This is a genomic window from Variovorax sp. PAMC26660 (genome assembly GCF_014302995.1).
In the GTDB taxonomy this organism is placed as follows: Bacteria; Pseudomonadota; Gammaproteobacteria; order Burkholderiales; family Burkholderiaceae_C; genus Variovorax.
In genome coordinates this window covers 5,577,775-5,602,135 of sequence record NZ_CP060295.1, presented here as the reverse complement: position 1 = coordinate 5,602,135, position 24,361 = coordinate 5,577,775, and the positions used below count along the sequence as shown (strand labels likewise).

Annotated in this window: 26 protein-coding genes; 14 read left to right on the top strand and 12 right to left on the bottom strand. The window is 64.6% G+C overall.

What is annotated here, in order from left to right:
- Nucleotides 1-214 precede the first annotated feature (214 nt).
- Both H7F35_RS26375 and H7F35_RS26370 read right to left on the bottom strand, forming a co-directional pair.
- On the bottom strand, nucleotides 215-952 hold the full coding sequence (locus H7F35_RS26375) for a hypothetical protein (RefSeq protein WP_187109495.1): 738 nt from the start codon (nucleotides 950-952) through the stop codon (nucleotides 215-217).
- A 206-nt stretch (nucleotides 953-1,158) separates the two neighbouring features.
- Nucleotides 1,159-1,791 (bottom strand): TetR family transcriptional regulator, encoded by a 633-nt coding sequence (locus H7F35_RS26370; protein WP_187109494.1) that lies wholly within the window; start codon nucleotides 1,789-1,791, stop codon nucleotides 1,159-1,161.
- A gap of 108 nt (nucleotides 1,792-1,899) precedes the next feature.
- Between H7F35_RS26370 and H7F35_RS26365 the strand changes: the two genes are divergently transcribed.
- Nucleotides 1,900-2,532 (top strand): O-methyltransferase, encoded by a 633-nt coding sequence (locus H7F35_RS26365; RefSeq protein WP_222621972.1) that lies wholly within the window; start codon nucleotides 1,900-1,902, stop codon nucleotides 2,530-2,532.
- Between the two features lie 15 nt (nucleotides 2,533-2,547).
- Nucleotides 2,548-2,748 (top strand): NAD-dependent epimerase/dehydratase family protein, encoded by a 201-nt coding sequence (locus tag H7F35_RS35180; protein ID WP_410010731.1) that lies wholly within the window; start codon nucleotides 2,548-2,550, stop codon nucleotides 2,746-2,748.
- Here H7F35_RS35180 and H7F35_RS26355 read toward each other — a convergent pair.
- The 3 genes from H7F35_RS26355 to H7F35_RS26345 all read right to left on the bottom strand — a co-directional run bounded on the left by H7F35_RS26355 (nucleotide 2,672) and on the right by H7F35_RS26345 (nucleotide 5,277).
- On the bottom strand, nucleotides 2,672-3,661 hold the full coding sequence (locus H7F35_RS26355) for an energy transducer TonB (RefSeq protein WP_187109492.1): 990 nt from the start codon (nucleotides 3,659-3,661) through the stop codon (nucleotides 2,672-2,674). The two genes, H7F35_RS35180 and H7F35_RS26355, sit on opposite strands and share 77 nt — an antisense overlap.
- Nucleotides 3,662-3,701: 40 nt before the next feature.
- Nucleotides 3,702-4,199: a hypothetical protein gene (locus H7F35_RS26350; protein WP_187109491.1), complete on the bottom strand. Its 498-nt coding sequence runs from the start codon at nucleotides 4,197-4,199 to the stop codon at nucleotides 3,702-3,704.
- A gap of 184 nt (nucleotides 4,200-4,383) precedes the next feature.
- Nucleotides 4,384-5,277: a LysR family transcriptional regulator gene (locus H7F35_RS26345; protein ID WP_187109490.1), complete on the bottom strand. Its 894-nt coding sequence runs from the start codon at nucleotides 5,275-5,277 to the stop codon at nucleotides 4,384-4,386.
- Nucleotides 5,278-5,369: 92 nt separating this feature from the next.
- On the opposite strand from H7F35_RS26345, the gene H7F35_RS26340 reads away from it, so the two are divergent.
- The 4 genes from H7F35_RS26340 to H7F35_RS26330 all read left to right on the top strand — a co-directional run bounded on the left by H7F35_RS26340 (nucleotide 5,370) and on the right by H7F35_RS26330 (nucleotide 8,217).
- A complete protein-coding gene (locus H7F35_RS26340; RefSeq protein ID WP_187109489.1) occupies nucleotides 5,370-6,149 on the top strand; it encodes an NAD(P)H-dependent oxidoreductase in 780 nt (259 codons plus the stop codon).
- A gap of 271 nt (nucleotides 6,150-6,420) precedes the next feature.
- A complete protein-coding gene (locus H7F35_RS34625; RefSeq protein ID WP_222621971.1) occupies nucleotides 6,421-7,131 on the top strand; it encodes a hypothetical protein in 711 nt (236 codons plus the stop codon).
- Entirely contained in the window at nucleotides 7,128-7,373 is a 246-nt protein-coding gene (locus H7F35_RS34620; RefSeq protein WP_222621970.1) for a hypothetical protein, read from the top strand. The genes H7F35_RS34625 and H7F35_RS34620 overlap by 4 nt, the downstream gene beginning before the upstream one ends.
- 31 nt (nucleotides 7,374-7,404) lie before the next feature.
- Nucleotides 7,405-8,217 carry a TSUP family transporter gene (locus H7F35_RS26330; RefSeq protein ID WP_187109488.1) on the top strand — a complete coding sequence of 271 codons (813 nt, stop codon included), beginning with the start codon at nucleotides 7,405-7,407 and terminating at the stop codon, nucleotides 8,215-8,217.
- A gap of 93 nt (nucleotides 8,218-8,310) precedes the next feature.
- Here H7F35_RS26330 and H7F35_RS26325 read toward each other — a convergent pair whose 3' ends face one another.
- The 4 genes from H7F35_RS26325 to H7F35_RS26310 form a co-directional block, all read right to left on the bottom strand.
- Complete coding sequence (locus H7F35_RS26325) at nucleotides 8,311-10,404, bottom strand: alpha/beta hydrolase domain-containing protein (protein ID WP_187109487.1); 2,094 nt, start codon at nucleotides 10,402-10,404, stop codon at nucleotides 8,311-8,313.
- A 61-nt stretch (nucleotides 10,405-10,465) separates the two neighbouring features.
- A complete protein-coding gene (locus tag H7F35_RS26320; protein ID WP_187109486.1) occupies nucleotides 10,466-11,431 on the bottom strand; it encodes a Bug family tripartite tricarboxylate transporter substrate binding protein in 966 nt (321 codons plus the stop codon).
- Between the two features lie 45 nt (nucleotides 11,432-11,476).
- Nucleotides 11,477-11,851 (bottom strand): hypothetical protein, encoded by a 375-nt coding sequence (locus H7F35_RS26315; protein ID WP_187109485.1) that lies wholly within the window; start codon nucleotides 11,849-11,851, stop codon nucleotides 11,477-11,479.
- Nucleotides 11,848-13,239: an acyclic terpene utilization AtuA family protein gene (locus H7F35_RS26310; protein ID WP_261803358.1), complete on the bottom strand. Its 1,392-nt coding sequence runs from the start codon at nucleotides 13,237-13,239 to the stop codon at nucleotides 11,848-11,850. Before H7F35_RS26310 ends, H7F35_RS26315 begins: the two co-directional genes overlap by 4 nt.
- Before the next feature lie 89 nt (nucleotides 13,240-13,328).
- Between H7F35_RS26310 and H7F35_RS26305 the strand changes: the two genes are divergently transcribed.
- Nucleotides 13,329-14,246 carry a LysR family transcriptional regulator gene (locus H7F35_RS26305; RefSeq protein ID WP_187109483.1) on the top strand — a complete coding sequence of 306 codons (918 nt, stop codon included), beginning with the start codon at nucleotides 13,329-13,331 and terminating at the stop codon, nucleotides 14,244-14,246.
- A gap of 88 nt (nucleotides 14,247-14,334) precedes the next feature.
- On the top strand, nucleotides 14,335-15,480 hold the full coding sequence (locus H7F35_RS26300) for an aromatic ring-hydroxylating oxygenase subunit alpha (RefSeq protein WP_187109482.1): 1,146 nt from the start codon (nucleotides 14,335-14,337) through the stop codon (nucleotides 15,478-15,480).
- Nucleotides 15,481-15,501: 21 nt separating this feature from the next.
- Here H7F35_RS26300 and H7F35_RS26295 read toward each other — a convergent pair whose 3' ends face one another.
- Both H7F35_RS26295 and H7F35_RS26290 read right to left on the bottom strand, forming a co-directional pair.
- Nucleotides 15,502-16,185 carry an FABP family protein gene (locus tag H7F35_RS26295; RefSeq protein WP_187109481.1) on the bottom strand — a complete coding sequence of 228 codons (684 nt, stop codon included), beginning with the start codon at nucleotides 16,183-16,185 and terminating at the stop codon, nucleotides 15,502-15,504.
- Between the two features lie 33 nt (nucleotides 16,186-16,218).
- Nucleotides 16,219-17,187, bottom strand: coding sequence for a Bug family tripartite tricarboxylate transporter substrate binding protein (locus H7F35_RS26290; RefSeq protein ID WP_187109480.1), 969 nt, complete (start codon nucleotides 17,185-17,187; stop codon nucleotides 16,219-16,221).
- Nucleotides 17,188-17,552: 365 nt separating this feature from the next.
- Between H7F35_RS26290 and H7F35_RS26285 the strand changes: the two genes are divergently transcribed.
- The 3 genes from H7F35_RS26285 (at nucleotide 17,553) to H7F35_RS26275 (ending at nucleotide 20,695) form a co-directional block, all read left to right on the top strand.
- Nucleotides 17,553-17,942 (top strand): DUF427 domain-containing protein, encoded by a 390-nt coding sequence (locus tag H7F35_RS26285; protein ID WP_187109479.1) that lies wholly within the window; start codon nucleotides 17,553-17,555, stop codon nucleotides 17,940-17,942.
- An 84-nt stretch (nucleotides 17,943-18,026) separates the two neighbouring features.
- Nucleotides 18,027-19,019, top strand: a complete 993-nt coding sequence (locus H7F35_RS26280) for a DUF2157 domain-containing protein (RefSeq protein WP_187109478.1) — start codon at nucleotides 18,027-18,029, stop codon at nucleotides 19,017-19,019.
- Entirely contained in the window at nucleotides 19,016-20,695 is a 1,680-nt protein-coding gene (locus tag H7F35_RS26275) for a GDYXXLXY domain-containing protein (protein ID WP_187109477.1), read from the top strand. Before H7F35_RS26280 ends, H7F35_RS26275 begins: the two co-directional genes overlap by 4 nt.
- A 17-nt stretch (nucleotides 20,696-20,712) precedes the next feature.
- Here H7F35_RS26275 and H7F35_RS26270 read toward each other — a convergent pair whose 3' ends face one another.
- Complete coding sequence (locus H7F35_RS26270; RefSeq protein ID WP_187109476.1) at nucleotides 20,713-21,366, bottom strand: TetR/AcrR family transcriptional regulator; 654 nt, start codon at nucleotides 21,364-21,366, stop codon at nucleotides 20,713-20,715.
- Nucleotides 21,367-21,520: 154 nt separating this feature from the next.
- Here H7F35_RS26270 and H7F35_RS26265 point away from each other — a divergent pair, with 154 nt between their 5' ends.
- From H7F35_RS26265 to H7F35_RS26255, 3 genes are read left to right on the top strand one after another with little or no spacing between them, the layout of a single operon-like run.
- Nucleotides 21,521-22,372 (top strand): hypothetical protein, encoded by an 852-nt coding sequence (locus tag H7F35_RS26265; protein ID WP_222621969.1) that lies wholly within the window; start codon nucleotides 21,521-21,523, stop codon nucleotides 22,370-22,372.
- Nucleotides 22,373-22,376: 4 nt separating this feature from the next.
- A complete protein-coding gene (locus H7F35_RS26260) occupies nucleotides 22,377-24,002 on the top strand; it encodes a GMC family oxidoreductase (RefSeq protein ID WP_187109475.1) in 1,626 nt (541 codons plus the stop codon).
- Between the two features lie 25 nt (nucleotides 24,003-24,027).
- Nucleotides 24,028-24,348, top strand: a complete 321-nt coding sequence (locus H7F35_RS26255) for an NIPSNAP family protein (protein ID WP_187109474.1) — start codon at nucleotides 24,028-24,030, stop codon at nucleotides 24,346-24,348.
- Nucleotides 24,349-24,361 lie beyond the last annotated feature (13 nt).

The window sequence follows — 24,361 nt, the reverse complement described above, 5'->3', positions numbered from 1 at the left end:
TCGCACATATTTTTGTGCACTTCCGTACGGAGGAGAAGTGATCGTCAGTGCGACTGAATTACTAGGCAGCGCGCATGCAATGTTATTAGGTGCGTGCAAAGATTTGCAGTCAAATCCAACCACGGAGACAGGCTTTCGTGTTGGTTTTTGAACATTGGCCTTTCGCACTCTATCAATGCTTTCCAATGCCTGAAGCTCAAACTCTGCAAGTACATTAGAAGAGTTGATGGCTGCGATTTTTTTTTTCGATGCGCCGATTTTCGGCTGTTGAAAACTGTGGTTTAACGCGCAATTTTACTGGCACACCTATCGCTGGATCAGCGTAGCTTAGTTTTTTAGCTGTTGCCGAGAATACGATAAAGAAGAATGCGCGAATTTTTTCATCACTGATTTTTACAATCGCCCGATGCACGCGCTCAAGCTTGGCCTTTACCTCTGGGTGATACCAAGTGGTTGCATTCACTATTTCCACTGGCGGTGCTGATCTATAACCTCGGGCTCGCCGAGCCAGCGCAACAAGTTCCTCTTGAAGCTCTGTACAAGAGTAAGGATAGCTTTTGACTGCTGTGAGCAATATCGCAAATGGGTTTGCATCGGCGACATAGGTTTCGATTCCTGCTAATGAGGCCTCGAGAGCGACTGTGCCCGAGCCGCAAAAAGGATCAAGGATTGGTTTTTTTGCTTTGTTGAGCACGCTGGCGTGGACAAAAAAATGCGCAATGTGAGGCAACAATTTTCCGGGATAGGGATGTAGAAAATGAGTTGTTTGGTCGCCCGCCTTAAGCCAAGAAACAAGTTGGCGCATATCTACGGAAATCGGCTTTTGGGAAGATTGGTATACACGCCTGAGTTCTTCGAATAAAAACGACGTGTCAACATGCTCAAATTTGGCCTCGGGCTCACGCTCCTGCAAGGATCGAGATGTCGAATTTTGAGGGGCTAGGGCTTGCATGTGATTTGAAGAAATTGGCTACAACTTTCATGGATATTAGCCTCCCAACAGCGACTAACGCCAAAGAGATAGCTCACCTTCGATTGCGAACGCATGTCGAACGCGTGTTCCTCAAGCTCGAATGCTCGACCCGTGCAGCCGCGACGTTGAAGGCGGCGACGAGGGGGCTCATCTGAAAAGGCGGTTCTGCCAACGCGATCGCCGGCTCAGCGCGATGCAAGGCTTTCCATGTAGGCACAAAGCATGTCGGCCAGCGAGTCCGCCCAGGCCTCTATCTCGGCGTCGGTTCGAGGACTCTCGGAAAAGTCTTTGCCCACCGTGCTGAGCGTTCTCACGATCAGGTCGCCCGCCATGTCACGTGTGGCATCGGAGGCGGCTGGCAGGGCTTGCTGCATGAACTCGCGCACAAATTCATCGCCGGCGGCGCGCACTTCCTGCGCCTCGGGTGCATCGCGGTAAAACGGCGCGGCGTCGCCGAGCGCGGTGCGCACTTGTGCTTCTTCGCACTCGGAGCGGATGAAGGCGTGCGTGAGCATGCGCAGGCGCTCGAGCGCGGGGCGTTGCGCGTCCCCGAGGATGCCGCGCATCAACTCCGTGGTCTGCCTCCATTCGTCGCTCTGCAGGCGAAACAAGATCGACGCCTTGTTCGGGAAGTATTGATAAACCGACCCGACGCTCACGCCGGCCCTCTCGGCGACGCGCGTGGTTGTGAAGCGGTGCACGCCTTCTTTCGCCAAAACCTGAATAGCTGCTTGAAGAATGGCCTCAAGAAGATCGGCCGAGCGCGCCTGCTTGGGCTTTCTGCGAGAGGAGATGGAGGCACTTGGGCGGTCGGGCATGAGAGGGTTCCGCAACGCGAATAGCAAACGTGAAGGGTTCTTCATATTATTTCGCATCTGCTTTTCAAACGAAAGAACCCTGTGACAACGACCTTGACCACTGCACCCATGGCCCCCTTGCTGGACCGCCTGTTCCTGCAAGCCGCCGCGGCAACCAACCCTGCCCTGGCCAGCATCAGCCGTGAGGAACGCGAACGGCTGATGCGCAGCAAGACCGAATACCTCGACCTCTACAGCCGCATGAAAGACCTGTGGCTGCCGGTGTCGCGTGAGACCGGCGTGCTGCTGTACCAACTGGCGCGCAGCATGAACGCGCGCAACGTCATCGAGTTCGGCACCTCCTTCGGCCTGTCCACCCTGTACATGGCCGCGGCGCTGCGCGACAACGGCGGTGGCCGCCTGATCGGCAGCGAGTTCGAGCCATCGAAGATCGCCAAGGCCCGCGAGCATCTGGCCGAGGGCGGCGTGAGCGACCTGGTCGAGATCCGCGAAGGCGATGCACTGAAGACGCTGGCAACCGGCCTGCCAGAGTCCATCGACCTGCTGCTGCTCGATGGCGCAAAGGCGCTCTACCCCGACATCCTGGCGCTGGTCGAGGGCCGCCTGCGACCGGGCGCGCTGATCGTGGCGGACAACGCCGACAGCAGCCCGGAGTACCTGGCACGCGTGCGCTCGCCTGACGGTGGATACCTGTCGGTGCCGTTCGCCGGCGATGTCGAACTGTCCATGCGCTTGGGTTGAGGAAGGCTCTGCGCCATGCATGTTTTTGTCACTGGCGCCACCGGTTGGGTCGGCTCCGTCGTGGTTCAGGAATTGATCGACGCGGGCCATGCGGTCGACGCCGGGCGTCGCCATCGGGCAGTTCCGCCGCACCACGAACTCACGGACTCTTCGACGGCATCTGCATGCCTCGATCAGCCTCGAATGCGAACGGCAGAACAAACACGATTTTCTTGATCTCGCCGCCAGGGGTACGCGGCAACGGCCCCAAGGCTGCGGCTCGCCGAGCGGCCTGCTCCGCGCGTTGCTGCGACGCCTCATTGGCCGCCCCCCAAGCCCGTACGTCGGCAACGCTTCCGTCCGCATTCACCGTAAGGGCAACGCGAAGATTCTGATTGACGAGGGGCGTGCCTTCTTCTGCCTCGATGCTGTCCATCCTGGATTGGACCGACCGTGCGTAATCGACCAACGGCAACTCCATGGTCTGCATGTTGACGACCCTTACGCCGGGCCCCAGGTCCGATTCCAGCTGCGCAATCGCATAGCTGAGTTGCAACGACTTTTTTTCATCACCTGCCGAAAGATCCCGGTGCCCGATAACGGCTCGCGAACCGTCCTCCTCAGAAGCAGGCGTGAGCAGGAAATTGAAGGGCTGCAGAAACCTTGCGCTTGTGGGTTCACCACCGAGCGTTTGCGGTTGAAACCTCCATTGGCGCACGGCAAGAACGGCGGCGTCAGCAAGCACTCGCGGTGGATTGCCAAGCACTCTCGTGCGAACGACCTCTCCTTCCGGGCCAATCACAAGTTCGACGATGACTCTGCTCTGAACCTCGCAGCGCCTGGCCCACGCCGGATACCTTGGGGGAACCGAATACAGCGCCTTGGGCGGCCGGTCGAAGACGTCAAGCAGCGCGCCGCCGCCGCGAGCGACCTCGTCGTTGAATTCCTTGGTGAAGCGCTCGCGGGTTGCGTCGTCGATGGTCTGCGCTGGGTCATTGATCGCGGTCGCGCAAATGTCCCTCTTCACCGTCGGACCGGCCACCGGCTGTTGTGCGGAACATGCGTTGGCTGCCAGCAACGCGGCAACCAAGACGCCGTGCAACGCACCGGACGCATCGAAGGGTTCAAGCGCCTTGAATCTTTTCAGCATGGTGCTTCCCAAAGATGCGCCAAGCGGCGGCAAACATCCCTCACTCTCCGTCACGAGCGCGGTCCCACAGGGAATCAAACTCTTCGCGGGAGATCTCGCAAGGCGCGAGATCTGGATTCCAAAGGTCCTCGGGTGGATTGAAGAGCCAATCGTCGGGGCCACTTCTTTCCATGCTGCCGTCGGCAGATTGCACGATCTGACGTGTGCGGTAGCCGGCCTCGTCGCACTCGGTGAGATAGGTCTCATCTTCTTCGGCATAGTCCTGCTTCAAATAAACCTTGCCCCGCCCCACCAGTGCCCCGTAGCCAGGCTTGCCTCGTTGAACGCGGCGTTGATCTTCCAGCCCGGCAAGGTCAGGAGGTGCAGGGTCGTCGATGCTCAGCGACGCGGTACTCGCGAATCGACTTGGATCGATCCCATTCAGATCAACGACTTCAACTTCTGCATAGCGCTGAATGATCGCGTCCGAGGACGGAGCCTCGATCCACCAATACAGCGCGCCCATCCCGTAGTTATGAGTCACCAGGAAGCGTTTCATCGGCGTTTCCCTCCAAGTTGATTAGCTGCTGCTCGTCTTGATTGCTGGCCCTTGCCATGCCTCGGGTCGCCCCCGTTCAGGCGCCGTCACCCAGTTTTGGATCGACTTTGAGACGACGGCCTTGAAGGCAGATCCTATCAATCGCTTCGCGAAGTTCCACCCGACTCCGGTCGTTGAAGACCGCCTACAAACTCCCCACAATCCACTCCCGCACCCACCGATGCCCCGCATCCCGATGCCGCCGCTCGTGCCACAGCATCGCCATCTCATACCCCGGTACCTCCAGCGGTGCCTCCACCACCCGCAGTCCCGGCGCGCCGCGTGCCAGCCGCTCGGGCAGCATCGCCACCATGTCGGTCTCGGCCAGCACCGACATCATGAAAAGGAAGTGCGGCACCGACAGCGCCACGCGCCGCGTCAAACCCTCCTGCGCCAGCGCCTCATCGGTGGGGCCGACGAAGCCGCCACCGCCCAGCGACACCACCACATGCTCCAGCGCGCAGAACTGCGCGAGCGTGGGCCGGCGCTTCAACCGTGGGTGCCCCGCCCTCCCCGCCAGCACATAGCGCTCGTTGAACAGCACCCGCCGATGCAACCCGGGCGGCGCCCCAACGCTGGTGTGAAAGAACAGATCGATCTCCCCCTGCTCCAACTGCCGCGCCATACGTGACGGCACCGCCTCGACCACGGCAAGCCGCGTGTTCGGTGCCGCCTTGCGCAGGCCAGCCAGCGCCGGCAACAAGATGGCCGATTCGGCATAGTCGGCCGCTGCCACGCGCCAGGTGGTGGTGGCATCCGCAGGGTCGAACGGTTTGGTGGGTGCCACCGCGCGGCCCAATGATTCGAGCGCCTCGCGCAGCGGCTCGCGCAGTTCGTCGGCGCGCGTGGTGGGCCGCATGCCGCGTTGCGCGGGCACCAGCAACGGGTCGTTGAACATCTCGCGCAGTTTGGCGAGTTGCACGCTCACCGAAGGCTGCGAGAGGTTCAGGCGCTCGGCCGCACGGGTCACGTTGCGCTCGGTCAGCAGCACGTCGAGCGTGATGAGCAGGTTGAGGTCGATGCGGCTGAAATTGTTCATGGCAATGGCTGGAATTCAAACTATTCATTTCCAATATAGCGCCATCTTTTCTAACCTGCGTGCATGTTCTTCATTCCACAGGTTCATCCGTCATGAAAGTCCTCCTCGTTCACGCCCACCCCGAAGCCCGGTCGCTCAACGGGTCGCTGAAAAACTTCATGGTGGAACGCCTCACGCAATCGGGGCACGAAGTGCGCGTGTCCGATCTCTACACCATGCAATGGAAGGCACCGCTGGCGGCCGACGACTTTGCGCACGTGGAGCCCGGGGCGCACTTCGATCCCGTCATGGATTCACAGCGCGCCTTCGAAGCCGGCACGCAGCCCGACGACATCGCGGCCGAGCAGGCCAAGCTGCGGTGGGCCGATGCGGTGATCTTCCAGTTTCCGCTCTGGTGGTATTCGATGCCCGCCATCCTCAAGGGCTGGGTCGAGCGCGTGTATGCCTATGGCTTTGCCTACGGCGTGGGCGAGCATTCCGACACGCACTGGGGCGACCGCTTCGGCCAGGGCGTGATGGCCGGCAAGCGCGCGATGCTGGTGGTCACCACCGGCGGCTGGGCGCCGCACTACAGCCCGCGCGGCATCAACGGGCCGATGGACGACCTGCTGTTTCCCGTTCACCACGGCATCCTGTACTACCCGGGCTTCGAGGTGCTGCCGCCCTTCGTGGTCTACCGCACGGGCAAGGTCGACGATGCGGCCTATGCGCGGATCACCGAAGACCTGGGCGACCGGCTCGATGCGCTGTGGACGATGGCACCGATCGCATTCCGTCCGCAGAACGCGGGCGACTACGAGATTCCTGCCCTCACGCTGCGGCCCGATATTGCACCGGGCCGCTCGGGGTTCGCGGCGCACGTCGCCGGTTAGGGAAAAGCGGAACAAGCCGTCGCATTCCACGTGAGCGCGACGATGTCGACCTGCGGTACTTCTCGTACTGCGCGATCTCGTCAGCGGCCATGCCAAGGCTCTGGTGCTTCATGCAAAAGCATTACGCAGACCGCATGCCCGCGCACCTTCCTCGGCCTGGTGTTCCGACCGCTTTCGCGAAATATGCGTCGATTCCCAATCGGTGGGAATCGACGCTTGGAAGCAAGCAAACCGAACACGATACTGCGCCTCGCCCAGACACCGATGCTCGATGGCAACCTGGCAATTCGGCAGCGTCATCGAGGATCTTTCATCGAGAGGGCTTGAGTATCACAAGAGGGAGGAAAGAATGAAAATTCAGCAGGAACTGCTTGAAGGCCGCTCGTCATCCGTCAAAGCGACCAAGCCAGCAGAACGTCGTTTCTCGGACGTTGATGTCTTCACGTTCACCGGCCCGCAGGCCGCGATGTTGGAAGCCTCGGCCGTGGAGATCGCCCGGAACGGCGGGCCACAGGCACCGGGCACCAAATCCAGGGCCCTGCAGTTTGCCGCAGCAATGTGCGAGACCTTCGATGTGCAGCAGGCTGCTACCGCGAAGCGCTTTGCGAACGGGGAACTCGCCCTTCTGATCTTCGAAGGGATGCTCGATCCCACTGGTCGCAGCACGCCTGCGGATCTTCCGACACTCAGCGTGCTCCGGGATGACTTTCATTGCCTGAGGCTTGCGTCACGCAGCCAGATCCTGCTGAACATCGTCGAGCACCGCGCATTTGCTTTCGACCTGGACGGCAATGAACTTGTTCGATTGGTCGGCAATTTCAAGGGTGGCGGAAAAACCAAGCTCAAGGACGAGCCAGTCTCAGACGCTGTGGAGCTTTCCTCGCACACAGGCCTGGCACTCAGCGCGCACACGGAACCTCCTTACCACTGCTCCTTTGCGGCACCTTCGCGCTTCGGTACAACTCCTATCGTTTTTCTGTGAACGACGAGGCACCGCCGCCCATCAAGAACGCCTTCGAGATCTTGACCGACGAGGTTCGCCGCGCAGAGATGCTGCGCATACCCCTTCAACCCTCCACGGCGATCGTGCTCAACAATCACAAGGCCTTGCATTGCCGTGACGTGGTCGAAGACAACCGCCGGCTCCTCATTCGCATGTTCGGATATTCACCTGCGGCGCAGGAGATCGCCCTGTCCGACGACCCTCTGCTTGTGCAGGGATGAAGCCCTCGTCTATCCCGCAAGCACCTCGCTCATGAACACCATCAATTTCCTGCTCGGCGACTACTCGCTTTCCATTCTCTGCATCCTCGCGGGCGTTGCATTTCTGGCAGGAGCCTTCGATGCCATCGCCGGCGGCGGCGGACTGGTGACGGTTCCCGCGCTTGTCATTGCGGGTCTCGACCCAGTCTCCGCGATCGCAACGAGCAAGCTGCAGGCGACGCTCGGCGCAGTTTCCTCGACGGCAAATTTCGCGCGAGCTGGCTTGATCGAATGGAAGCGAATCTGGCCGGCAGCCGTGCTGGCCTGCCTGGGCTCCATCGCCGGGGCGCTGGTGGTCAGCTCGGTTCCCCAGCAACTGGTAAAGACCGGCCTGCCATTTCTCTTGATCGTCATGGCACTCTATTTCGCCTTGTCACCCAAGATGACCGACGACGATGCCGAACAGAGAATTTCCATGGCGGCCTTTTGCGTGACCGCGGCGGTCGTGATCGGTTTCTATGACGGCGCGTTCGGCCCTGGCACCGGCTCATTCTTCATGATCGCCTTCGTCCTCCTGCTGGGCTATGGCGTCGTCCGCGCAACGGCCCACACGAAGCTGCTGAACCTTGCGTCCATCCTGGGCTCGCTCTCCATCTATGTCTTTCAAGGCCTCGTTCATTGGCGCATCGGCATAGTGATGGGGTTGGGAGCCTTTGTCGGTGCGCAAGTGGGCTCCAGGCTGGCCATCTGGGGTGGCGCAAAACTCATTCGGCCATTGCTCATGGTGGTCTGCTGCGCAATTGCCATCAAGCTGATGCTGGATCCAGCGCACCCTGTCTATCGCTGGATTGCAAGCAACACCTGAGAACGCTGGCGAAGCCTTCATTGCCGAATCGATCACGCGCCGATCGAGCCCACTCGCGAAACATCGCGAGCGCAAGCTCGACACCCACCGGCTCTAAGGCAGCACCGGGTTGGCGCTCGCATTCGCAATGGCTGCATCGGCATCCACGCGCAGCATGAAGCGCTTCGCCACCAAGTCGTTGGCCGCGCTGGTCACTGCGGCGACGTAGCCGGCCTGGTCGGTGTAGCGCTCCTGCAGCGACAGGCGCGGGTCTGTCGTGCCGGCACGCAGCGCGGCCGTCTTCACGAACGGGAAGTACGCGCCGAAGAGCCCCGCCTGGTCGATGGTGCCCGGCTTGTTGGTGGAGTTCCAGCCGGTGTTGGTGCCCACGGGCACGGCCACGTCGAGGCTGCGAATGCCGGCGATGTCGTTGCCGTCCGCATCCACCTGCGGCACCAGGATCGCGTAGTCGCGGCCCAGGTAGGCGGGCGGCACCTGTGTGGCGATGCCGCTCTCGTCCTGCGGCCGGTAGTTGGGGCCCCAGTCGAGCAGCGAATACGTGTTGACAAGGCCTGTGTAGTTCGCGCCCGGAATGGCCGGGAACTTGACTTGTGCCGGCCGCACCAGCGTGGCATCTGCCAGCTTGGGCACCTGGTTGTCGGGCGGCGTGGTGCCCTGCACGACCCATTCCTCCAGGCGTTGGTACAGGGCGCGCACGACCGGAATCACGCCCGTGTTCGCATTGGTCGTGTACAGCGCGCCTGCGTTGGTGCCCGGCATCGACGGCAGGCCCAGCAAGTGGTGGGTGCTCGCGTAGTAGTAGATGCGCGCGTTGCCCGGCTGCACCAGGTCGGCCGTGCCCCAGGCATCGGTCAGCAACGGCGAGCCCTGCAAGGTCCAGAACTCCGTGCCGCTGAAGCCGATGAAGAGCTTGGGGCAGGTGCCGCTGGCCTCGCAGCGCGAGAGGATGCCGCCGCGCCGTTGGGCCACGTCGTCCACATAGTCCTTCGAAAGACCACGCGTGCCGGTCTGTCCGAAGGCCGTGTGGTCAGTGCGCACACCGCCGCCACCACCGGGGATCGAAAAGCGCATGTTGATGTTGGTCTGCCGCGCCGCGATCTGCGCGAACACGCCGTCGAACACCTTCTGGCCCGCGCGGTCCTCGTTGAAGCCCAGGTGCACGAAGGTCTTCATGAAGTTGCCGCACTGCGAAACACCGGAGGCGATGGTGTTCCGGATCGCCGTGGCCACGGGGTTGGCCGTGCCCACAGCGTCGCTCGCGTCGCGATGGAAGAAGGTGATCATGTCGCGCAGCGCCGCAAGACCCAGGCCCATGACCTTCGGGTCTTTCGCGATGTAGACCAGCTCGTACATGTAGGCCGGGTCCCATGCGTCCTTCAGGCACACGCTGGTTTCGTCGGGCGTGCCGGGGAACGGAGCGCCCGCGCCGCACTTCGCAAATTTCCACTCGCTCGCTGGAATCAGTTGGCGCGCATCGCCCTCGTTGATGCGGCGCGTGAGCACGTAGCCGGGCTTCGTGTTGTCGAGGCTTGCGGTCGCATAGGCCTGCATGGCTGCGTTGAACGGGCCGCCGGGCAGCGGGAGCGAATCGTTCGTCGCCACCGTGGGCAGCAGTTCGGCGCGGTAAGTGCCGGTGATGGTGCTGCCGTCGGTGTTCTTCGCCACCGGCACCTGCAACGTGAGCTTGCCGGCCGCTGCGGGCACGTCACCCTGCCACGCGGCGGTAAGGAACACGTAGCCGCGCGAGGCGAAGTACGGGTCGAGGTTCACGATGTTGCCGCGGTTCGGTGCGTCATAGCGCAACACGCCGCTGGCCTTGCTCATGTCCTTGGGTTTGAAGAGCACGAAGTCGGAGCTGTACTCGACCTTGCCGTTGGCGTTGAGCGGCGCGAGCTGCAGGTCTTGGATGATCGCGTTGCGCGCGTCCTTCGGATCGACCTCGCCGGTGAAGGTGCCGCTGATCTTCTCGTAGGCGCCCACGGTGCCGAAGGTGCCGGGCACGTCCTCGGTCTTCGATATGGCGAGCTTGAATTTCGGCGCGGTGGCGGCCGGGGGTGTTGTCGCGGGTGGTGCGACGGTCGATGGTGGCAGCACGAAGCCGCCTCCCCCGCCGCTTCCACCGCAGGCGCTCAGAAGAAAAAGGGCGGCCGAAGCCACCGTGGCAGCCGCAAGGCTCCAGCGTTTCATGGTTTGTCTCCTTCGTTATGGTGTTCTTTGCGCGGCGCCGATCCCCGCTACGGCGATGGCGCTATTCGGCTTCGATGCCGGCGGCCTTCACGATGCGGCCCCACTTCTGCGACTCGGCGGTCTGGAACTTCGCCAGCTCTTCGGGCGAAGTGGTGAACACCTCGGTGCCGGTCGGTTCGTAAAAGGCGGTCTTGGCGGCTTCGCTCTTCGCGGCCTTCACCAGCAGTTCGTTGAGCCGCTTGACCACGGCCGGTGGCGTCTTCGCGGGCGCATAAGCCGCGAACCAGTAGCCCATTTCGTAGCCCTTCACGCCGGCCTCGGAAATGGTGGGCACGTCGGGTGCCAGCGGCGAGCGCGCCGCGCTGGAAATGCCCAGCGCGCGCAGCTTGCCCGCCTTGACCTGCGGCAGGCCGGTGGCCGTGTCGGTGATCATCATGTTGATCTGGCTGCCCAGCAGGTCGGTAATCGCGAGCGTGTTGCTCTTGTAAGGCACGTGCAGCAGCTTGATGTCGGCCATCTGCTGCAGCAGTTCGCCGGCCATGCGGCTCGAACTGCTGCCGCTGCCGAAGCTGTACTTGCCCGGGTCCTTCTTCGCGAGCGCGATGAACTCGGCCACGCTTTTCGCGGGGAAGGACGGGTTCACCACCATGATCTGCCCGCCCTTGCCGAGCGCGGCGATGGGCGCGTAGTCCTTCACCGGGTCGTAGGGCAGCCTCTTGAACAGGTGCTCATTGGCTGCGTGCGTGGTGTTGGTGGTGATCAGCACCGTGTAGCCATCGGCAGGCGCCTTCGCCACGCTCTGCGAGGCGATGAAGCCGCTGGCGCCGGCCTTGTTGTCGATGATGACGGCCTGCTTGGTTTCGGTCGCGATCTGGTTGCCGAGCGCGCGTGCGATCTGGTCGGTGGCGGTGCCGGCCGCGAAGGGCACGACGAAGGTGATGGACTTTTCAGGGAAGGCCTGTGCGTGGCCCAGCAGTGGCATCAGGGCCAATGCGGTGGTCAGCACGGTGAGGGGAAATCGTTTCATTGTTTTGTCTCCGGATGGATGGGTAAGAAAAAAGGGATGCCGCCGCTACGGCCCTGCCAGCAGCGGTTCGAGCGCGCGCGGTATCTGGATCGGCATGTCGAGCAGCAGGAAAGACAGCGCCTTGCCGTGTGCATCGAGGTTCAGCGCGTCGTTGACGCCGCCGTCGAGCACCGCATCGAGCACGAAGTTCATCGCGTGCAGTTTCGGCAGAGCGAAGCGCTGTACCTGCGAGGGCTTGCGATGCTGGAACTGTTCCGCCACGCGCTCGGGTGTGAGCTGTTCAAGCAGCAAAGGGTAAAGGTCGGCGTGCCAGGCGATGACGCTGATGTTGGAGCGGTCGCCCTTGTCGCCGGTGCGGCCGTGGGCGGCGCGGTAGAGCGGCACCTCGATCGTGTCTGTCATGTTTGTGGTGTCGTTCATGCCAGCGCCTTTGCATCGAGCAGTTCAAAACGCACTGGCACAGCGTCGCGCGGCAGCAGACAAGACAGCGTGTTGAGCCGGGGCGTGAGCGCGGTGCGCACACCGCCGCCGCCTGCGGGCCCGCAGGTGTAGAGCGCCATGACTTCGCGCGCCAGGCGTTCGGCCTGCGCGCGATCGGCATGCGTGGCGGCAACGCGCAAGCGCACGTCGCGCAGCCCGGCATCGGCAAGGTCCGCCAACGCGCGGCCGGCGTCGTCGCCGAGGATGCTCAGCGCACCGATCAAGTCGACGCGCAGCGTCAAGCCGTCGAGGCGCTTGCGCAGCACATCGGCCGCGAGCCTTGCGCGCGACTCGGCGCGAGGGCCGGCGTAAGAGATTTCTCCCTCGGCCAGCCAGCCGCCTTCATGGCAGACATTGACCTTGTAGCGGCCCGGCCGCTCGTGGCCACGCACGCCCGACAGCTCGACACGGTCGGCACCGGGCAACGCACGTACCTCGGCATTGGCGATGTCCGCGACCACGTCGGGCGTCAGGTAGGCGGCGGGGTCGTGCACTTCGTAGAGCAGTTGCTCTTTCACCGTGGCCTCGCTCACGAGCCCGCCGGTGCCGTCGGACTTGCCGATCACGCAGCCGCCGTCGGCGTCGATCTCGGCAATGGGAAAACCCACCGCTTCCAGGCCCGGCACATCCTTGTAGCCGGGGTCGGCAAAGTAGCCGCCGCACACCTGCGCGCCGCATTCAAGCAAATGGCCTGCCATGGTGGCGCGGCCCAGGCGGTTCCAGTCGTCGGCGCGCCAGCCGAAGTGCGACATGGCCGGCCCGACGGTAAGCGACGGGTCGGCCACGCGGCCGCACACCACGATCTGCGCGCCGGCATCAAGTGCGGCGGCAATCGGCTCGGCGCCGATGTACGCATTGGCGCTGACCACGCGCAAACCGTCCATCTGTGCGCCCAGCGCCTCGCGCAGCACGGCGCGGTGCTCGGGGCCGGAAAGATCGTCGCCCTCCACCACCGCGATGCGCGGTGCGCCAGCCCCCAGCTCGTGCGCCATGCGGGCGATGTGCCGGGCGGCGGCGCGCGGGTTGGCGGCGCCGAAGTTGCTGACGATGCGGATGCCGTGCGCCAGGCAGCGCGCGAGCACGGGCCGCAGCATCGCGTCGAGCAGCGGTTCGTAGCCCGCATCTGGGTTGTCGCGGCGACGCAATTGCGCCAGGGCCAGCGTGCGTTCGGCCAGCGTCTCGAAGATCAGGAAGGCGCGTTGTTCTTTCGGGCCGTTCTGCAGCCGCGCGATGAGCGTGTCGACCACCGGGCCCGCCGCATCGGTGCGGTCGCCCGAGAAGCCGGCGGCGCATCCGATCAACAGCCTGGGCGATTCATTGGGATTCATTGCCGTGCACTGTAGGCAGGCGCCCGTCATCCGTAAAATCGAAAATCCGGATCGATTGATCTGCTTTTCAAATAGCCAAGGCCCAAGTGATGAGAAAGACGCCCGACCTTTCGACGCGGCAACTGCGCGCCTTTCTCATGCTGACCGAGCACCGCAACTTCACGCGGGCGGCGCAGGCCAGCCACCTTTCGCAACCCGCCTTCAGCGCGCTGATTCGCACGCTCGAAGACGCGGTCGGCACGCGCCTGTTCGATCGCGACACGCGCAGCGTGCAGCTCACGCCCGAGGGCCGGCTGTTCGAGGGCGCGGCACGGCGGCTGCTCGACGACATGGGCAGCGCGATGGGCGACCTGGCGGACCACGTGGAGCGCCGCAAGGGCCGCGTGCACGTGGCCGCCCTGCCCTCGCTCGCAGCCGGCTGGCTGCCATCGGTGTTCGCGGAATTCATGCAGGCCTGGCCGGGCATCCGCATCGACCTGGACGATGCGCTCTCCGACGCGTGCATTGCGCTGGTGCGCAGCGGACAGGCCGACTTTGCACTGGCCGCCTCGGGCGCGGGCGCCGCGGCCGACAGCGACCTGCGCGCACGCAAGCTCTGCACCGACCGTTTTCACCTGGTGTGCCGCGCCGACCATCCGCTGGCGCACGAGCCGCGCCTGACGCTGAAGAAGCTCGCGCCCTGGCCCTTCATCCAGATGGCGCGCAACAGCAGCGTGCGGCAGGCGCTCGATGTGGCCGTGCATCCGCAGCGGCTGAATGCGGTGTTCGAGGTGGAACATCTGGCCACCGTCATGGGACTGGTCGAAGCAGGCCTGGGCATCAGCGTCGTGCCGGCGCTCACGCTGTTCCACTTTCGCCGCGACACGCTGGCCACGCGCCCGCTGCCGCTGCCCGCGCTCACGCGCACCGTGTACCTGGTGCAGCGCCGCGAGGGCAGCCTTTCAGTGGCAGCGCAAACGCTGCACGACCTGATTGTCGAACGGCTGGGCACGCTGAAGCTCGACTGAAGAACCCGGCCTGTTCGGGTCCGCCGCAATAATGTCCCGTGCCCCCCGATGGCACGGAGACAACAAACAAGAATGGCGGAGACAGACCATGCAGCATGAAGAACAGATCGCATTGATCGAGCGCGCGCTCGCGCTGATCGAGACCGGTGGCAGCGAACGCGGCGAGCCCGGCACCAGCCCGGTGTCGCGTTACCTCGACCCCGAGCGCCACGAACGCGAGGTGGAACGCATCTTTCGCCGCTACCCGCTGGCGCTGTGCCCTTCGGCGTCGCTCGCGAAGGCCGGCGACTCTTTCGCGATCGACGTGGCCGGCCTGCCGCTGGTGCTGGTGCGCGGGCAGGACGGCCAGCTCAACGGCTTCGTCAACGCCTGCCGCCACCGCGGTGCGCGGCTGAAGACGCCGGGCCTGTCGAATCAACGCGCCCTCATCTGCCCGTACCACAGCTGGACCTACGGGCTCGACGGCACGCTGCGCGGCCGCCCCTCGGGCGAAGACTTTCCGCATGCGCCCGCATCGGGCTGCAGCCTCGCGCGTGTGCCAGTGGCCGAAGCGCTGGGCTTCGTGTGGGCCATTCCACGCGTGCTGCCCGAGGGAGAAAGCGCCACGCTCGACATCGACGCCTGGCTGGGCCGCTTCGGCACCGACCTGCGCTCATGGGGCTACGACAGTTGGGTGCCGTTTCACGAGCATGCGTTCGACAACGCGGCCAACTGGAAGATTCCGTTCGAGGCCAACCTAGAGACTTATCACTTCCAGTACGCGCACCGCAACAGCATCGCGGCGCTGTTCTACGACAACCTGCTGATGGCCGACCACGACCGGCAGCACCAGCGGCTGTTTCTGCCCAAGCGCAGCATCGAAGGGTTGCGCGCGCAGCCGCAGCACGAATGGCAGGTAGGGCCGCACTCGAACATCATTTACTACTTCTTCCCGGCGACCTTCGTCCTTCATGAAGGCGACCATGCCAACGCATTCACGGTGCTGCCCGATTCGCCGGGCCGCTCGCGCGTGATCGCGAGCACGCTGATTCCCGAACTGCCGAAGACGGAGAAGTCGATCAGCTATTGGCGCAAGAACGTCGCGTCGTTCTGGGGCGCGCTCGATGAAGACTTCGCGCTCGGCGTGTCGTCGCAATCGACGCTGGCCAGCGGTGCGCAGTCTTCGCTGTACTTCGGCGCCACCGAGTGGTGCTCGGCGAAGTTTCATGCGGATGTGGAGGCAGCGCTCGCATAGCGCGCGTCCACACCGCGCAGATCAGGCCGCTACGTTGCCTTCGGCCGTCGCAGCAGCAGCGGCGGCCTCCGCCATCGCGGCCCGCGCCGTCGGGTTCGGCGTGGGCTCGCCGATCTTGCGCAACGTGTTGCGGTCGGTGTGACGAAAGGGCTCGGCCTTGCCCCGTACGCTCATCAGCGTTTCCTGCTCGTACGACCAACTGCCGTCGTCATGGATCGTCACGGCGATGTTGTAGCTCAGCGTCTTGAACGCATGCTCCAGGAAGGGGTTCGACAGGATGCCGTTGGTCTCGGCGCCGCGCACCGCTTCGAGCTTGAAAGACTTCGCATCGGGCTGCGCGTGCCCCATGGCCATGGCGGTCTGCCCGCGCGGAATCGACAGCGTCTGGATCAGCGTGCCCGTGGCGGCTTCCCACAGCCAATAGCCGACCTGGTCGTGAAAGCTCTCGACCTCGTCCGGCTTCACGATGCGCAGGTGATAGCGCAGTCCGTAGAAGATTTGCGGCCCGTTGGTCTGCGCATCGATGGGCTGGAACTCGGCGTGCTCGATGTAGACCGAGGTCTCGGGGCCCTCGGCCTTCGGGGCAACGTCCTGGCCGGCCGCGCTGGTCCAGATGCCGGCCAGGCCAGCGAGCGGGCCCAGGTTGGCGAGCGTGTAAGGGTCGGGCTCGGCCTCGGTGTAGATGTCTTCGGGATATTCACTCATGGGGTTCCTCCTGAAATTCTGGCGCCCGAAGTATCACCGGTCGAGCCGTATGCCGACCTTGGCGATGATCGCGCCCCACTTGCGGCCTTCGCTGTCGATGAAGGTCTTGAACTCTTCGGGCGAGCCACCGCCCGGCACCAGCCCCTGGTTGGCCAGCAGCTCGCGCACGGCCGGCTCCTGCAGCACCGTGTTCACGTCGGCGTTGATGCGGCGCACCACCTCGGGCGGCGTGCCGGCGGCGGTGAAGAAGCCGTTCCATGCCAGCGACTCGAAGCCGGGGTAACCCGACTCGGCCACGGTGGGCAGGTCTTTCATCAGCTCGGAGCGCGTGGCGCTGGTGACCGCGATCAGCTTCACGCGCTGGCCCTGGATCAACGGCAGCAGCGCGGGCGCGACCGTGAACAGCGCCTGCGTATCACCCGCCGCCACCGACAGCCCCGCGGGCGGCGAGCCCGAATAGGGAACGTGCACCGCTTCGATGCCCGCCACGCTGCGAAGCAGCTCCATCGTGAGGTGCGACGAACTGCCTGCCCCCACCGACGCATAGCTGAACTGGTGGCCCTGCTTCTTCGCCCAGGCCACGAACTCGGGCAACGTGTTCGCCGGATTGTTGGCTTGCACCGCCAGCACGTTGGGCTGCGAGGTCGTGAGCACGATCGGCACAAGGTCGCGCGCCGGCACATAGGGCATGCGCGCATACATGTACGGGCCGAAGGCAATCGGCCCATTGAAGCCGATGCCCAGCGTGTAGCCGTCGTGCGGCGCCCTGGCCACTGCCTCCATGCCGATCAGGCCGCCGGCGCCGGCCTTGGTCTCGATCACCACGGGCTGCTTCCACATCACGCGCAGCCGGTCGGCCAGCGTGCGCGCGATCACGTCGAGCGAGCTGCCGGCCGGCGCGGGCACGATCACGCGCACGGGTTTCGAGGGCCATGCCTGCGCGCAGGCGCCGGAGGCGAACAGGCTGGCGAGCAGGAAGGTGGCGAGCTTGTTCTTCTTCACTTCGGTCTTTCGATGGGCACAGGTGGGTTCGTGCAAAGTTTTATCACCGTTCTTACACCTCGCGCTGCGTAGCCCCGGTCGGGCGGTGGTTCGCGTCGGCCTGGTGGCCCATCCGGGAACTTCGGTGCCTGTTGCAAACTGAAGCACTACATCGAGATAGTCGTGCTGCCCGGCGAGATCTCCAATGGGCTCGCGCAGGCATGAAATGAATCCGAAAGGCTTCCAGAGCCGATCCGACGGGGTCGGGGCTTTAACCATTTCGCGAGCATGCCGATTTCGGGGGGACTTCAAACCGCCGCGACATCGCGGCAAGATGCGCATCCGCCGATGCTTGCGTCACCCCGACCTGCTGAAGGAGCTTGCCCATGTTCGCCACGCCCGAACGCACCATCAAGACCCCCGGCCCCGACCACCCGATCGCCATTGCGCGCAATCCGCTGCGCGTGGTGGTGTCGGTCGACGGCCTCGTCATCGCCGACACACGCGACGCGCTGACACTGCGCGAAGCGCACTTCGGAACCGTGCACTACATCCCCCGCAAGGACGTGAAGATGTCCTTGCTGGAGCGCACGGCGCATGCAACCTACTGCCCCTACAAGGGCGAATGCAACTACTACAGCATTCCGGCCGGCGGCGAGCGCTCGGTGAATGCAGTGTGGACCTACGAGTCGCCCTACGGGCCGGTCGCGCAGATCAAGGACCACGTGGCGTTCTATCCCGATCGCGTGGGACCGATCGAAGAGCGCGTGCACTAGCCGAAGAAAACTTCGGCATCGTTCCAGCACAGGCGGCTGGATTCACCATGTGGAGAATGGCATCGGCAACCATCCTCCACATCCATGAACATCCGACTCGCACTCTACGAACTGGCCCGCGCCCATCGACTGCCGCAGCCGCAGATGCATGCGCTGTTCGCGCTCGCGGAACTCGATGCGCCGCCGCCGCACCTGGCGCAGCGTTTCTGGCGCACGGTCGCGCTGTTTGCCGCCGGGCTCGGCGGCTTCGGCCTTGTGATGTGGGTGGCGGCCAACTGGGGCGCCCTGGGCCGCACCGGGCAGTTCGCACTGCTGCAGGGCTGGGTGCTGCTGACCGCGCTGGCCGCATGGCGCAGCGCGGCCTTGCGGACACCGATGGGCCTGCTGTGCCTTCTGGGCACAGGCGCCCTGTTTGCCTACTACGGCCAGACCTACCAGACCGGTGCCGATGCATGGCAGTTGTTCGCGCTGTGGGCGGTGCTCACCCTGCCGTTGTGCCTGGGCGTGCGCAGCGACGTGCTGTGGTTTCCATGGGTGGTGGTCACTTGCAGCGCGATCAGCCTCTGGGCCTATACGCACACAGGACACCGCTGGCGGACCGGCAACCAGGACCTGCCGATTCACCTGGCGAGCTGGGCACTGGGCGCACTGCTCGTGGTTGCGCTGAGCCCATGGGCACAACGCTGGGTCGGAACCACGCACTGGTCGCGCCGGCTGGCCCTGCTGGTCATGGCCGTGACCGTGACGCTGGCCGCGCTGGCCGGCCTGTTCTTTCGCTCCGAGGTCGCGCTGCACTACGTTCTGGGTCTCGCGCTGATGGGCGGCGCCAGCGGCCTGCTGATGCAGCGGCGCTGGTTCGACATCGTGGGCCTGAGCGTCGCGGTGCTGTGTGTCGACACCTTGCTGGTCGCCGGCCTGGTGCGCATTCTTTTCGACAGCAGCGGCGGTGACACGACGTTCCTGCTGCTGGTAATCGGGCTGGTGGCTGCGGGGATATTGGCGGCTTCGGTGGCCTGGGTCATGCGGCGCCAGAGCACCGTGCTGGCGGCTGTGCAGCAAGACGGAGCAACGGCATGACCGCACCGTCCCCACTCCTCATGCAACGCGCGATCGACGATGGCCTGCTGCCGCCGGACGCGCAATGGCCGCAGGACGAATCCCGCCCCTGGCCGGTGCTGCTGCTGACCGCGCTGGGCGCCTGGCTCGCCGTGCTGCCGCTGCTGGGCGCGGTGGGCCTGGCCTTCGGCGACACGTTGCTGAAACAGGGCCCTGCCCTGTATGTGCTCGGCCTCGGCCTGCTGGCGGCCAGCGTGCTCATCCTGCGCCAGCGCGGCGTGGCGCTGTTCGTCGAACAGCTCTGCCTGCCGGCCATGGTGCTGGGCCTGTGCTGCCTGGGGTGGGCGCTGTTCCGCGACAGTTCGATTTTCATTGGCGCGCTGGGCATGTGCGTCGTCAGCCTGGTGCTGGCTTGGCTCGCGCCGCTGCACTGGCTGCGCACGCTGCTGGGCCTGTTGCTGGGCGTGTTCCTGACCGTCGCCGCCATGGCCTGGTCGAGTGACGACAAGAGCTTCTGGGATCTGCTCTGGCTCGAGCGCTTGCGCTGGACCTGGTGGCTCTACGCCCATGTCGGCCTGGCCGTGTGGTTGCTGGTGCTGTACCTCCTGCCACGGTTGCCGGGCGCGCGCACCGGCAGCCTGCTGACGAGCCTGGCGGACGGCTGGTGCGTGCAGCTCCTGCTGACACTGGTGCTGCTGTCGGGTGCCACCTTCATGCTGGGCGGCATGGTCCCGGGCGGCGACATGGGGCAAGAACTCGTCGGCGTCGATGCCATGTCAGGCGCGACAGCCAAGCTCCAGAACCTGGTGTCGGTGCTGTGCGCGGCAGGTGCGGCCGTGCTGCTGGGCCGTGGCTGGCCGGCGCTGCGCCAAGCCCCCGTGCTGGGCCTGGGCGTGGCCCTGCTGCTGGCGGTGCTGTGCGGCTTCGTGCCCAACCTCGGCGCAGTCTGCCTTTGCGCTGCTGCACTGGCCGTCACGCGGCGCTGGCGGCTCGCCGCGCTGGGTTGCGCGGCGGCGCTGTGGATCGTGGGCAGCTTCTACTACCAGCTCACCTGGTCGCTGGCGGACAAGGCGCTGCTGATGGTCGCCATCGGCGCTGCGCTGGGGGCGTTGGCCTGGCTGGCATCGCGCAGCGCATCGTCCGCCGATGCGGCGACCGCTGCGCCTGTTGCACACGCGGCGCCCGTCACCAGCGTCTGGTGGAAGAACAAGCAGCTCGCGGGCATCGCTTTGGCAGGCGTGGCCACGCTGCTGGTGGCCAACGTCGCGATCTTCGACAAGGAAAACACCATCCGCAACGGCCGGCCCGTGTTCGTGCGGCTGGCACCGGTCGATCCGCGCTCGCTCATGCAGGGCGACTACATGCGGCTGAACTTCGCATTGCCTGACCGATGGAGCCTGAGCGAGCGCCCGGATGGCGGCCATCGCCCGACCGTGCTGGTGCGGCCCGATCCGGCCCTGCCGTCGGCCTACACCCTGCATCTGCCCTCGGCCGACGAGCCGCGGCAGGACGGCGACCTCGAAGTGCCGCTCAGCGCGAAAGACGGCAACTGGGTCTTCGTCACCGATGCATGGTTCTTCAAGGAGGGCGATGCGGAACGGTTCACGCATGCGCGCTACGGCGAGTTCCGCATCCTGCCCAACGGCTCGGCCCTGCTGGTGGGCATGGCGGACGAGCAACTGCAGCCGATCCGCTAGCGCTCAGCGCTGCAACCTCAGTCGAGCAGCACGCCGCCCAGCACCGTGCTGACGATGCTTTCGAGCGCCTTGTCGTAGTGCGCGGCGGTCATCTTCTTCACCTGCAACACCGCGTTCACGATGGGTTCGTAGTCGGCATAGAACTGGGTCGAGGCCCAGAGCAGAAACAGAAAGTGCTGCGGGTCGATCTTGCGGATCTTCTTGGCGGCCATCCAGGCCTCGAAGACCTCGATGCTGGCGGCCGTGCTCTTGGCGATGTGCGCGCGGTCCGCCGCTGACAGGAAGGCACCGCCGCGCACCACCTCGTTGGCGAACAGCCGCGCCTCCAGCGGGTTCTTGCGGCCCAGCTTCAGCTTGGCTTCGACATACGCACGCAATGCCACGGCGGGCTCGGTCTCGACCTTGAGGATTCGCAGTGCGCTGTCCCACTCTTCCAGCAGCGGCGCGAAGGTGGCGCTGTACAGCTCTTCCTTGGTCGCGTAGTAGTAATAGACGTTGGCCTTGGGCAGGCCCGCGACGGTGGCGATCTCGGCGATGCGTGCACCGTCGAAGCCCTTGGCCGCAAACACCTCGCTGGCCGCTTTCAGGATCTTGCGTTTGTTGCCCGCCCTGATCTCTCTGTCCGCGGTGGTTTCCGGCGTCGTGGATGGTGCAGGTTTGGTGTCGCGCATGGGCAATGGTGTCACTTTTTACCGGGAACAAATTCTAGGGGCGGCCCCAACGGGCAGCGGGAAATCACCTAGCAAAAATTTCTGACCAACTCGTCAGTTTATTCTTTAGAATTTCCTGACGAACTGGTCAGTTTTTAGCGTTTGAATGTACTCCATGCCCCAAACCCTGCGCACCGCCCTGCAAGAAACACTGACGGACTGGCCCGCCGATCTGCCCGATGCCTGGCGCGCCGCGCTGGGTGATGTGCAACTGGATTTCGACGGTGTCGACGCAGCCCTGGCGCTCGAAGCGTGGGAGCCTATCTTCCCGGCGCGAAAGGGCCGGCGCCTGCCCGGCATGCCTGCCGGCGCGCACATGCTCAAGGCCTTCGACAGCGTGGCGCCTTCGCAGGTGCGCTGCGTGGTGCTGGGGCAAGACCCGTATCCGTCGATCGACATCGCCACCGGCCGCGCCTTCGAGGTCGGCAACGTGGCCGAATGGCGCGAGCTCGACAAGATGTTCACCAAGAGCATCCGCGCCTGGGTGCAGATGGTGGCCGAGGCACGCACCGGCAATGCCCGCTACGGCGGCGCATTCGCCAACTGGCCGCACACGCTGCAGGCGATCGAATCGGGCGCGCTGCCCTTCGAGACACCCGAGACCTTGAGCGACCGCTGGTGCGAACAAGGCGTGCTGCTGCTCAACACCTCCTTCACGCTCAGCCGCTTCCAGGTGGGCATCGATCCGCACCAGTCGCACGGCCATCTGGTGCTGTGGAAGCCGCTGATCGATGCAGTGCTGAACCACCTGCTGGAACGCGACGAGCCATTGGTCTTCATGGGCTTCGGCGCCTCCGCCGCGCAGGCCCTGCAATCGGCCGGCGTGGTCGAAGGGCGTCGCCACAACGTCGCCTGCATCCTGCGCGAGCACCCCGCCAGCGCCGATGCCGTGCTCGCCCTGCCCAACCCCTTTGCACTGTGCAACGCCTATCTCGCGGAGATGGGCGGCGCCCCCCTGAACTGGTGATTTCATGAACGACGCGAACGACTACGACTACATCATCGTGGGCGCGGGCTCTGCCGGCTGCGCCCTCGCCGCGCGGCTCAGCGCCCGGCCCGCCACGCGTGTGCTGCTGCTCGAAGCCGGCGGCAAAGACTCGAACCCGCTGTTCCGCCTGCCGATGCTGATGGGCAAGCTGTTCCAGTCCGGCATCTACAACTGGCACTTCCACACCGAGCCCGAGCCCAACCTCAACGGCCGCAAGCTCTACTGGCCGCGCGGCAAGGTGCTGGGCGGCACGTCGACCATCAACGGAATGATCTATGTGCGTGGCGGCAGGCAGGACTACGACGGCTGGGCCGCCATGGGCAACCCCGGCTGGTCGTACAAGGACGTGCTGCCAGCCTTCAAGCGCTCCGAAGGCCACATCCAGCGCGAAGGCGTGTTCCACAACACGCAAGGCGAGCTGACGGTGTGCCGCGCGCGCGGCTGGAATGCATTGCTCGACGTGTTCTGCGAAGCGGGCAAGCAGGCCGGCTACCCGCTGAACGACGACTTCAACGGCCCTACCCAACTGGGCTTCGGGCGCTACGACTTCACCATCAAGAAGGGCAAGCGCTGGTCCACGTCGTTCGCCTTCCTGCGGCCAGCGCTCAAGCGCAGCAACCTCAAGGTCGTCACGCGCGCCCTGACGCACAAGGTGATCATCGAGAAGTCGAAGGCCGTGGGCGTGGCCTACGAAGTCCAGGGCCAGATGCAGACGGTGCGCGCCCGCAAGGAAGTGATTCTTTGCGCCGGCGTCGTCGGCTCGCCACATCTGCTGATGCTGTCCGGCGTTGGCCCGCGGGCCGAGCTGGAACAGCACGACATTCCGGTGCTGAAGGCCCTGCCCGGCGTGGGCGGCAACCTGCAGGACCATGTCGATTGCGTCATGGCCTACGAATGCAAGCAGCCCGTCACGCTCTACAAGGATCTGCGCTTCGACAAGATCGCGTTCTCGGTCGTGCAAGGCATGCTGTTCGGGGAAGGCATCACCACCACCTTTCCGTACGAGGCCGGCGCCTTCATCAAGACCTCGCCCGGGCTTGCGAACCCCGATGTGCAACTGCACTTCATGCCCGCGCTTGAGAAGACGGCCAACCTGTATTTTCCGAACCCGTTCAAGAAGACCAGCATCGAGGCCAAGCATGGCTTCACGCTGCGCGTGGGGCCGGTCAACCCCAACAGCAAGGGCCGCATCCGCCTGCGCTCGGGTCGCCCCACCGACGCACCGCTGATCCAGCCCAACTACCTGGACACCGACTTCGACCGCAAGACCATGGTCAATGCGATCCGCGCAACGCGACAGGTCATCGATCAACCCGCGTTCGACGCCTACCGTGGCAAGGAAATTGCACCCGGCCCGGACAAGCAAAGCGACGAAGACCTGATGGCCTGGCTGCGCGCCACCGCCATGACGACCTTCCACCCGGTCGGCACCTGCAAGATGGGCAACGACGACATGGCGGTGGTCGACCACCGCCTCAAGGTGCACGGCATCGCCAACCTGCGCGTGGCCGACGCTTCGATCATGCCGATCATCTCGAGCGGCAACACCAATGCTCCGGCCATCATGATCGGCGAGAAGTGCGCCGAATTCATCCTGGCCGGCCAGTAGATCCACAGGACAGAAAGAGCACTTGATGATCATCGAACACCGCCTCTATACCTTCCGCCCCGGCACCATCGACCAGTGGCGCGAGAAGTACGAACGCGAAGGCCTGCCCGTGCAGAAGCGGCACCTGAACAAGTTCGTGGGCCTCTACATCTCGGAGATCGGGCGGCTGCACACCACCGTGCTGATCTGGGCCTACGACAGCCTTGCCGACCGCGAAGCCAGGCGCGCCGCGATGTACGCCGACCCCGACTGGCAGTCCTTCATCAAGAGCGTGTGGGCGCTGGACGCCATCCAGAGCCAGGACGTGATGATCATGAATCCCGCCCCCAGCTCGCCCACGCCCTGAGCCTTTCCTTTCC